The 11361-nt window shown below is 50.5% G+C and carries 6 protein-coding genes; 4 read left to right on the forward strand and 2 right to left on the reverse strand.

Annotated elements, in window-relative coordinates:
- Positions 1–27 precede the first annotated feature (27 nt).
- The 3 genes from GF401_11665 to GF401_11675 are packed head-to-tail and all read left to right on the forward strand — an operon-like array spanning position 28 to position 4617.
- Complete coding sequence (locus tag GF401_11665; protein ID MBD3345708.1) at positions 28–2541, forward strand: hypothetical protein; 2514 nt, start codon at positions 28–30, stop codon at positions 2539–2541.
- A gap of 33 nt (positions 2542–2574) precedes the next feature.
- On the forward strand, positions 2575–3141 hold the full coding sequence (locus GF401_11670) for a hypothetical protein (GenBank protein ID MBD3345709.1): 567 nt from the start codon (positions 2575–2577) through the stop codon (positions 3139–3141).
- A 30-nt stretch (positions 3142–3171) separates the two neighbouring features.
- Positions 3172–4617, forward strand: coding sequence for a DUF362 domain-containing protein (locus tag GF401_11675; GenBank protein ID MBD3345710.1), 1446 nt, complete (start codon positions 3172–3174; stop codon positions 4615–4617).
- Between the two features lie 198 nt (positions 4618–4815).
- Here GF401_11675 and GF401_11680 read toward each other — a convergent pair whose 3' ends face one another.
- Positions 4816–5601, reverse strand: a complete 786-nt coding sequence (locus GF401_11680) for an ABC transporter permease (GenBank protein MBD3345711.1) — start codon at positions 5599–5601, stop codon at positions 4816–4818.
- Positions 5598–6257, reverse strand: coding sequence for an ATP-binding cassette domain-containing protein (locus GF401_11685; GenBank protein MBD3345712.1), 660 nt, complete (start codon positions 6255–6257; stop codon positions 5598–5600). The genes GF401_11680 and GF401_11685 overlap by 4 nt, the downstream gene beginning before the upstream one ends.
- 529 nt (positions 6258–6786) lie before the next feature.
- On the opposite strand from GF401_11685, the gene GF401_11690 reads away from it, so the two are divergent.
- A complete protein-coding gene (locus tag GF401_11690) occupies positions 6787–11289 on the forward strand; it encodes a hypothetical protein (GenBank protein ID MBD3345713.1) in 4503 nt (1500 codons plus the stop codon).
- Positions 11290–11361 lie beyond the last annotated feature (72 nt).

The raw sequence follows: 11361 nt of genomic DNA on the forward strand, positions 1-11361 counted from the left end.
GTTTTTCTTTTCAGGAATTCACTCTATTTGCTGGAACCGAACACCGAGCAGTGGGAACGGATACCACTGGCGGGTTCCGGACACGGTCGGAGCCCTTTCCGATGGAATGAAGAAGGGCTTCGTGTCAAAACATTCGGCACTACCAAAACGAGCCTGAGCGGCAAAATCGGCAGGATTAAATATCCTCTGCGGTTTGGTTATCAATACGATACCCTTGGCATGCAGATCGATTCATCGAGCGGCGATACCACTTTTATTCTCGATTCTCTTGGACGGGAGGCTGCGCTTTTCGTGCCGGCGTCCGTGGATATTCCCGCCGACCTGACCCTGCATACCGAGTTGCGCGGCAACCGGTACATGGACCTGTTTTTCGACAACTCACGGCGGAACAGAAAAACCAGGCGGGGGCTCTCATATCGCGGCAACCGCACCGATAATATCGAAACCGTCGAAGCCGGTACTGGTGACACCAGACGTCTCTCATCGGAGCTTATCCCCCTTACCCGCTATGAAGGGGGCGGCATGGCGGTCCAGAGCAGGAAGAGGCTTGCCGATCGCGATCTCCCGGTGATTACCGGTGCTGCCGGAGGCGGGTTTGCCGTATCCCGGGTCAGCTGGACTACCATGGAATATTCTTCGTCGGGCATTTACCTCCTGAAAGAGGATACGGATACTGTTATGATCGTCCCGGGTTCGGTGAGGATCTGGGTTGACGGTGAAGAGCTGGACAAGGGCGCTTTTCAGTTTATCGCCGAAACCGGCACGATTTCGATGCAGCGAACCGCGCGCGACATTATCGATCCTGCATCGGTTATCCTGATATCCTATGAAACAGAGACGATACCGGACGGCGATATCGAGCAACCCGAGCTGATACCCCGGAATCATTTCGGGACAACAGCATACGCTGTCGGCGAGGTCGCGCCGTCCGAATGGGTCCGATTGCGCTCATCGTACCTTGCCCGCGATGATACGGCATTGACCCACACGGTTAATTTCGGGGCCCCGATAGAATATCGCTTGAAGAAAAATAAATCGGTCTTCAAATTCCATCCAGAGGGGGCCTGGAACTCTCTAAACGGCGCCGGCGCCGGACATGTTTCTTCACGAAATCGCATTGGCGGCCGGCTGGGCCTTTCTTTCGACGCCTTTCTGGTCGATACTGCATATGAATCTACCCGGCCCATGGAAAAAGGTTTCGGGCTGCTCGAAAATGCAGTCAACGCCGCAGCTGCTTTCGATTTCACCCCCGATATCACCGCCGGCTATTCCGTAAATTCCATCAATTCAAGCGGCGGCACGCGACATCGACATGCTTTGACCGGCCATATCCACGTTCCCGGCCTCCCATTTTTCGATGTCACGGCAGCGCGCTATACCATTGACGCAAGGGATAAAACCGACTCCCTCGCTTCTTCGGGCTTCTCCGATACTACGGCCGATTCCATGAAAAATATCGACATGCTGAAAGATAAAGTGCGTCTGACGGTCTATGAAGCCCAATCCGATTTTGTCAGTCGTTTTCTCCGTATACAAAAATTCAAATATTCTCTTTCCTATAATCATTTTCAGGGCGCCAATCGTCTTACCCGCGAAAAAAGCGCCGGTCACGGCGTCTCCGGATACGGAACAGCCACTATTACCAATTCGGTAGCGCTTACTGGTGAGGGGGCATACCGGATCTATCCGGGAACCTCGTTATTAAGCCGTGAATGGACGCCATCACTGCAACTGTCTACTTTCAATGCCCCTCCCGGATGCGATCTAAACGGCAGGTACACCCTGGAGTTCAGGCGTTTCAGAAATTCGGCCGACACCCTCCGGATCGAACGTGAAATAATCGCTATCCTTAAACCCGGCGCCTGGTTTCCACCGCTGGGCCGGCTCTCACCCCGTACGGGCATTCGTGAAAGCGCCCGTCTCATTCCCGCTCCACAAGACAATGTGGCTGACGATATGGTAATGCTTACACATGCCGATTACCGCACCCTTTCACCGTTTTTCGGCTTCTACCTTTTTCCTTTTGACGGTTTTACGATTACCAACATGAATACCTGGACTTTCAGCGATACGGCCGACTTTTTCTCGACCGAAAATGAAGTGCAATGGTCGATGGGGCCTGCCGGACTCATGAAAACCGTGTGGGATTATTTCCTGATAAATAATGATACCGAGCAGCATGAAGGTTTTATCCGGTATGATCGCTCGTGGCTGCCATGGCTTCGTACCAATATGGACGTGAAAGGAATGTATACGACTAAGGATTCGGGCTCCACGGGCAATGTGGGACCGCGAATAAAAATGTATGTTCGTAAACGAGACCTTTTTCTGCTAAAAGCAGTCAACACCGAAATGTCGTATGCTCCGTTGTGGCATTATGGCGGCGGATCATTCGAGCCCCATGCCGATCATTCGATTGCTTACTACCTGCGGCTTCATATCGTGCCGAATATCCATTTCGATACGCGGCATACAATAAACTGGATAAAGGGATCTTTTGGTGATTATGAAAGTGTTTTTCGAATGTCGATCTATTTTTAACCAGAATCCACCCAATACGAAAGGAGATTTTTTATGATTATGAAACTGTCGGTTTATGTTTCACTTTTAGTGTTCTTGTCGATAATCGCATGTAAAGTTGTCAAAGAGGAAGACAACAATAATGCGGCCGCCCTCAATGATTACAAACTGGAATCGGGGGATATTTCGCCGTGGACAAAAACCGCCGAAAAAGACTTCAGCGGTGTCGACCAGTTGGCCAATGATGCATTCAACGGCCGGGCTTATAGCTACGAGGACAATTGGGGACTCGATATCACCGGAGCGTTCCTTCAGTCCTTTTCCGGAACAGACAACCGGGAAATAAGCGTATATTGTATCGAATTCTCCAACACCACGCAAGCACAAACCGCATTTGCCGAAGAAAAAACCGAAATGGTTAACAACGGTAATACTGCTTATGATATCAACGGGTTCGACAATACAACGGCCTCATTGTTGAAAACGGGGGGCGATTATAACTGCCTCGGTGTATTTGACCGGTTTTATGTTATTATGTTTATGTATGGTTTTCAGGAGGTCACCGATGCCCGGAGTACGGCATATTCGTTTCTCGCGTTGTACGAAAAGCGTTCCCGATAATTTCATTAAACAAGGGAAAGGTGGTATTTGATGAAAAATGGATGTCATTATTCACGACGGCGCTTCATTAAATCGACGGCGGCCGGGACCGCCGGTATAGGTCTGGCCGGTATCTCCGCCCCGGCGGCGGCAAAAACCGGCGGTTGGCAGAATGGGATGCAGATCAATCCCGATATCGATAATCTCCGGGTCGTCTGCTGCCATGACCCCGATATGGTAACCCTCGATTGCAACGATATAAGCAATTTTAATCAAATGGTTAATCAGAACACTTATGTCGACCGGGACACTATCCATGCCAATCTCGATGAGATGGCCAAGGAACTGGCTCAGGAACAAACACCGTCGACGGCGTGGGCCAAAATATTCAGGAAACCGGCAAATAAATCATGGGATGAGGTGGTCATTGCGATGAAAGTCAATTGCATAGCCGAAAACCACCCCCGCCTCGCAGTGGTCGAAAAGATATGCCTTGTTCTTGGTCCTTCGGGCCTCGGTGCGCGATACTCCAATATGATCGTGTATGACGGTAAACACAATGCGGCAGGTTTGTACACTCCGTTCGCCGGCTTAGACAACCTCCCACAGGGATATACCGGCGCATACCTTCCCGACGGGGTTGTGGTGAGCAATTACAGTTCATTGCTGGGTGGTACACACGATGCGCCGACTCCGTCTCCCGATGAAGGCAATTATGAATGTACGAAACATATTGCCGACGGGAGAGTTGACATATTGGTCAATTTCGCGGTCAATAAAGGCCACGGTGACTCCCGGGGCGGGTGTACGCTGACTATGAAAAACCATTTCGGTACATTCACCCCGCAGCCCCACGGCCATGGCGATCTCGATTACCTGCTGGCAATTAACAAAAGCGATGCCGTTGTCGGCGGCAATCCGTCTCGTCAGCAATTATGTATTATCGACTCGCTCTGGTCGGCCAACGGCGGTCCAAGCGGGGCGCCCAATAAGAATACGCACCGTTTGATTATGGGAACATTCGGACCCGCGGTTGATTACGCAACCGTCTATAATCTCAGAAAACCGATTATGAACGACACTGTTACCGCACAGGCCGAAGCAGCGCTCGAACGGTTTGCCCTGGATTTCGGCTACAACGTCCAGGATTTCAATGGGATTGCCTTTTCAGATGTCACTCCGGCATCCCAGGTACGCCAAAATACCTCCCGGTTTCCGGCAGCGGGATTGCGACAATTACACTTTTCGCTCACTGGGCGATTTAAAGGAAAGGTTACCTTCTCCGTCTCTGGAAAAACCCCGGTAACCCGGATCGACATTCTCGATATTCGCGGCCGCATAATACAAACATTACCGGTTTCGCCCGATAGTTCAGTTGTGCACTGGGACGGTTTGAATCGGTATGGTAGTGATGTTGCATCGGGACGGTATATCATTGTAATCGGGGGAAATGAAGAACGGTATCAGTACCGCGTTTTGAATCTTGCTGTCCGATAGAGGAGGATGGGATACATGGCGTCTGAATCGAAGACAATAAAAACGCAGGCCGTGCTTTTCGATCCTGGCAGCACTTAGCTGTTTGAAGAGTATTACCGGCCTTTGCAGGGATGCGGCCGTCTCTCACACCTATAGAATCAAGGTCTCTGGAATGCGCTGTTTCAATAATCCGTCAAACGCCTGGAAACGTCAATCTTGCTACCCAAATATATCCTCCCGCAACATCCCATATTCGCCAAACCCCACTCGGGTGCAGAGGGCAAGATTGAGCCAGGCGCCCAGGGCCACCGACACGAAAATCGCGACCATGATCGCCATCTGATATTTGATTGCCGTAAGGGGAGACGAGCCGCCAAGGATCTGGCCGGTCATCATGCCGGGCAGTGAGACGATTCCCATGGTGGCCATGGTGCTGATTGTGGGGGAGAGGGCGGCAGTGATCGAACGGCGGATCCAGGGGCGGATCGCCTCGGTTACTGTGGCGCCCATAAACAGGCTGCTCATGTATTCCTTGCGGTTATGCCGAATTCCCGAAAAGAACCGCTCGAGGCTGATCACATTGCCGCGCATGCAGTTGCCGAGAATCATGCCGCCGATAGGGATAAGGTAGCGGGCATCGTACAAAGGGTCGGGGCGAAGTGCGGCGAAAACGAATACTGCAAGTACCGACAGGGTGCTGAGCGCGATGCCGCCAAGCAGCATGGGAAGTAGCTTACCGACACGTAATCCTGCAGAGCTCAGTACATTCGATGATGCAACGGTGATCATCACCAGAAGCCATGCGATATTGAGCCAGAGATTGTTGAATTCGAAAATAAATCTCAGATACAGGCCCACAAGCGCAAGCTGTAGTGACATCCGGACAATAGCAATCAGGGTCTTTCGTATCAGTCCGATTCGATACGCAGCCATTATCAGTATCGGCACTGCAAGCATTGCGTAAATAAGGGCAAGTTCCAAAAAATTCAAATCACGGGTTGTCATGACTCATTCCTCCGGTTGCGGTGTACGCTTGTAATTGTTCCATGCTCCATTGTTATCACCTTGTCAAAGCGCTCCAGCCATTGCGGGTGGTGTGAGACGGCCAAAACCGTAAATTTGGGCTGAAGAAAAAGGTCGAGTACAATGCGGTTGCTGGTTTCATCGAGGGCCGAAGTGATTTCATCCACAATAAAAATGTCTTTACCGGCAAGAAGTGCACGGGCGATAGCGATCCGTTGCTTTTCTCCACCGGATACGAGCGCAGTATCGCGATCCAGGATTTCAAGCGGAAGCTTGAGCCGTTCCAGGATTTCACTGATTTGTTCGTTGGAGGGATACGCATGCTTGTTGGCCTTGAACGTAAAGGGCAGCAACAGGCCCTCACGAACGCTTCCTGTACCTAAAACCGGCTCCTGCGCAATAAAGGCGACCGCCTTGCGGACCGACGTCACGTTTTGTGCGGTTATTATTTCCCCGTTAAACAGCACGTGTCCGCTCGACGGCGCATAGGCGCCCATCAGGGTAAGCAGGATTGTCGATTTGCCTGAACCGGAGGGACCGCCGATTATCGTCTTTTCGCCGGTTTCGACAGTGAACCGTATCTCTTTGAGTAGTATGGTATCTGAAACGTTGACTGTTACGTTGTCGAATGCAATCAATAATCACCTCGTGTGGTTTCTTCGGGAGTTGACTTCATACTACCTGATATTCGCCGATCAGAAATATAAAAATATCAAAAAATCAGCGTTAATCAGCCAAATTGGCGTCATCGGCGTTCTATTTTGGACAGCTCTGTCCTCTTATTATCAATTTAAAAATTTTCAGATCAGCGCGAATCCGTCGTATCCGTGTTCTATTCTTGAACAACGTGCATGAAATTAATATAGCACTATAATCCAGTGAAAGCAATTTAAAATATAAACCATAATACATAAACATGCGACCATAGGGGGAACGTATTAAGCCGGATATTCTGTTAGCAATGTAACAAAAAAGGGTGTCTCGTCAAGATCGGATAGCAAGGGGGGCTTATAATCCATATTTCCGGCGAATCCTCCTGCAGATATGATTTTATTGGTCAGGTTGATATATTTTATAGAATATAATCACGTTGCCGGGGGGCAGGACTGGTTGTATTCTCACTGTCTTCCTGCTTTCCCTTTGATTTCAGATAAGAAACTAGCCGCTATGACTTTTTTGGCTCGCGTATTTCTATTACCGATACTGCCGCTCCTGCTTTTCGTTTCGACTATCCCTGCCCAAGACTCGATCTGTACCTATCAGTGGGACAATTGCACGCATGATATCTGCCTTGACAGCACTATGATGAACGGCGCGGTCATTCAGGCGCCCGGGGATGTGACCCGGATTTCGCGGACCGGATTGCGATTGTGTCTGGAGGATATTAGGATTCAGGCGGCGACCGATCTGATCGTTATCATGGATCTCTCCGGCAGCATGGAACCACAAGTCGCCGATATCAACGGCAATATAGGCTATCATATCTCCGGAAGCCAGACGCCTCTCAGGGATACGACTATTGCATATCAATTTGGCACAATCAGCATTCCGGTTGTCGGGCAGCTTTACGGCGGGTGGAGGGCCGGGGATCCATTCGGCCGGCGGGCAATAGCGCTTCAGGCGGGTATCGATGAATTTGCTGCATCGGAGCATGCCGCTCAATCGACAATCGGCTATCTGGGGTTCTGCGGCCAGTTATACATAGCAGGTGAAGGACCTCTTTTTGGTGCTACACAGTATCTGGCTCCTGTGCCTCTTGATGCACAGGGTAAAGCCCTGTTTGATGTTCGGGTTGACGATCTCGAAAGGATTATCGATGCACGTAACGATGTCTGTGGAGGAACAAATTACCGGTTGCCGCTCGATACGGCTCTTGCATGGTTTTCCAACCAGACGCTGACTCCCAACGAATCCAAGGCGATTATTTTCTTTTCGGACGGGCGGGCCAAGGATGGTCCTGCGACCGCCGGGCAGATTGCTTTTCTGAACGGCAATAACCCGACCGGCGACACGATTCCGGTTTACGGTATCTTCTTAGGTGTCGGCGGCTCGGAAGGAGCGGATCTTCGGGCGCTTTCTACCGATGCCCGCTATTACGAAATTCCCTACAATGCCCCCGACAGCCTCAGAAGCGTTGTCATGCAAATTATCGGTGAACTGGAGGCCGATTTTTCCGGCGGCTCGGTCACCGCACGCAACAACACCAACAGCATTGCCGTCAACAGCAGCGAGGTAACGGAATCATCGACACAAACCGGGATATTCGATGTCGCTTTTGATAATATCATCGCACTCGAACCAGGTATCAACGGCATGGAGGTGACTGCAACGTTCACCTCATCGCAGGGGATCGATACTACCATACACTTTTCTTTCGCGCTCGATGTCTCGGGGGCGTCAAGCGCATGCTCGGTGTTTGTCTGCACACCGATGAGCAGGCTTGCGTTTGTCGAACCCGCCGATTCTTTGACAAACCAGGATGGCTGGTATCGAATCAGGTTTACTACCTGGTCTTCCGATCTGACCGAAGTGACAATCTATGCACGAACCGGTAACGGGGATATCGAAGAAATTACCTTGTCGAATCCCCGTTTTCAGGGAAATGCAGCCATTTTCGAGGGTACGTATCCGTTTGTATCAGGAGCGAAAAGGGCCGAACATCAGAACGGGACCTCCGAAGCGAATTTCGATGATACGCTGTGGGTCGGATGGGAGCATCCGCATGACCATCGCGACACCGCCGGCGCATCGATGCCCGTGCGGGTTATTCCCGATGATATCCAGCTCTACAACTTTGCCGGAGCGATGCCGCCATCTGTCAATTATGCCGATCATCCCGCAATGGTCGTTTGTACCGCAGGAGTCAAATTTCCGCTTGTGGGAAAGCTCTTTGCCGGCAGTACATGGGTCGAAAAATTCGAAAATCCCGCATTCGATCATCGCTTTACCTGGGAGTATCTCAACACCGTCTCCGGGCTTGCAGGCGATACTGCGCTTGGTGTTTTGAACAGAACCATAGGCTATGTAGTCTCTTTTTACCCGAAACAGGCCCGCAAAACGGTCGATATGATCGTTTGTTTTGATAAGGATCAATATGGCGAGCTATCCGATACGGTCAGGCTTTTAATCGTTCCCGGCACACCCGATCACCTTGTCATAGAGGCATCATCCGATTCGACGGTAACAGATCTGTACGACAATAATCCGGTTGACACGATTATCATCGATGCATCCCATGTCTCTGATACCGCCTATGCGGTAGTGCGGGATATCGAGAGCAATTATATCGGCCCGGCAGTTGGTGCATCGTGGGATGCTTTCGATACCAATGTCGTGAAAGCTACACCGGGAAACGCTTCTTCAGGAGAAGGGGTAATCACCAAAAATACCGGTGAAACCGATGAAACGTTTGTTTATGCAACCAGTGGCAACCAGTCCGATTCGGTGGTGGTTATCACGGCATCCTATTTTGTCACCGAGCTGAGGATCAAGATCGGTAGCGGGGGGCAGTTTATTGATGTCGATTCACTCTACATGCGCACCGGCAGCGGTGATACCACGCTTATCGTTGAGGGGCGTCGGTCGGACACCCGCAACTGGGTTATGGTTACCGGCGAATGGCGCTTTGACCCCACAACCGGGCAAATCCCTCTTGCAAACCAGCCATCCGGCCGTTATTCCACATGGCAGTTCGAACCGATCGATACCGGGAGCGGGTATATAAAAGTTTCCTACGGCAATGCAGCGTCCGATTCGATTGCCTTCAGATTCGATCCGGGATACCCCTCCCGGGCCGAATTCAGGATTATCAGTCATCAGCCATCAGACAGTATCAAAGCGGGCGATACAGTAAGCGCTGTTATCCGCATTTCCAACGATCTCGGTCTTGTGCCGGGGGCATTCTGTTATCCGGGGCCGGGAGGCGATTCGGTTGTCTACCGGGAAGAACTCGGGCAGGGGAGTACAAGCCGTCCTGAGCCAATTTTTATTGTCGACAGTTCCATGGGCGTTCTGAATACCGGCAACAACACCGGTAATAAAGTAGCGCAATGTTTTGAAAATGGCATTGACACAACCAAATTCGTGCTCTACTATGCTCCTGCCCACGAAGATTCACGTAATCAATTGACTGTGCGGCTTGGCGGCCTGACCGTATCCACCCGGCAGTTCAGAGTATTTCCCGGTGAGCTTGCAGCCATAAAAATTGTCGATAAAACGAGCGAAACTGAAATCACCGACACCCTTGTTTTGGAACCGGGAGAATTTGTGGTTGCAGAAATTGAAGGATACGATATCTATGGGAATTACCGGGGCTGTGAAACAAGTGACTGGGATATCAGCGGCACGATTCATCCGGTCGGAACCGATTCGGTCTGCAGGATCTACTACGAAGCGCCATTCACCAATGTTTACGATAAAGCCGGCAACATTATCGGAACTCCCCTGGCAAACAGCTCGTTGGCCGATTCTTTTTATGTGAAGCTGATCGCTCCCAAAGGGTCCTTTACCGCTGCAATCACGCAGGATATGGATGCCAACGGGTATCTTGATGGCATGCTTTTGGTGTTTTCGAGAAGAATATCCGTTCCCGACACCGGCGGCATGAATATCGAAATCGGGAATTACGCCTTTGACATTACCGGTATCAGCCCGGTCTCCGGGAGTGAGCGTGACAGCCTCTTTTATGTTTCATTCAAAGAGGAGACAACATCGACGCCCCAGACCGCCTGGCTTCCGGAGGTACGGATCACCGGCCATGAGATGGTACTCGATACGCTGATTGAGTCAACTGACGGCGCTGCTCCGGTGATCTGGGAAGTGGAAAAAACAATGTCCGATTACAATGACCGTCACAAGGATGAAATAACGATTACATTCAGCGAAAACCTAAAACGATCGCTGGGATCGCGGCAGACACACGAGCCGCAGCTCATGTTCTATGTCTGGTTCGTAACCGGGAGTGATACGATTCCGGTCGATACGCTGCTTGAAGGGATCGATTTTTTTCATACATCAAAAAGAAAGGACCAGGCGATTTTTTTAATGACAAACGGCCGGGATCTTTCGTTCAATCATTTAATGAATATCCGGGTGGGCGCCGAAAAAAAAGATATTATCGATGAATCGGAAAATATTCAGAAAGTGTATAAAAACAGGCTGGTTCCCATTGATATAACCGGTATCGAATTGAGGATATCGGCTGGACCAAATCCATTTCCTCCCGCTGCAAATTCAGTGGGCATAAACGACGATCTTTTAGCGTACAGCCCTATGGTAGCTGCCAAGATGGCCCATGAAAACGGCGGTATAGCGATAATCCTCTCGGTTCCCCTTCCTTCCAACAGCGAGAATATCCGGAGAATGGATATTCGGGGGAATTTCAAAGTGTACGATGTCGCCGGCAACCTGGTATATGCCCAAAAAAGCTTGAGTAATTGTGTTCTGGATGATTGGCGATCACACTGGGCAGGCGATAAGAAACTGGGATTTTACTGGAGCGGAGTCAATGACCGGGGCATGAAAAACGCCCCGGGTGTCTACCGGGCTATCGTGGTGATTACTATCGATTATATCGATGTCTATGGTGATGAAAAATCAGATCAGATCGTTGAAGAGTTGAGCCTTGGAGTTGTACGGGGATTTGAATCGGCAAAAAAGGCAGGTTTTTAACAAATATTTATGCGGTGAGAAGAGGGTGATTCATGAAAATTTATCCGGGTTACCGCGCTTATGGCGAAGAAA

Source organism: Chitinivibrionales bacterium (genome assembly GCA_014728215.1).
Classification (GTDB): Bacteria; Fibrobacterota; Chitinivibrionia; order Chitinivibrionales; family WJKA01; genus WJKA01.

Bases quoted from the DNA above. Each gene is read 5' to 3' on its own strand.
- GF401_11680 (MBD3345711.1), bottom strand. From the start codon at position 5,601: ATGACAACCCGTGATTTGAATTTTTTGGAACTTGCCCTTATTTACGCA.
- GF401_11670 (MBD3345709.1), top strand. From the start codon at position 2,575: ATGATTATGAAACTGTCGGTTTATGTTTCACTTTTAGTGTTCTTGTCG.
- GF401_11690 (MBD3345713.1), top strand. From the start codon at position 6,787: ATGACTTTTTTGGCTCGCGTATTTCTATTACCGATACTGCCGCTCCTG.
- GF401_11675 (MBD3345710.1), top strand. From the start codon at position 3,172: ATGAAAAATGGATGTCATTATTCACGACGGCGCTTCATTAAATCGACG.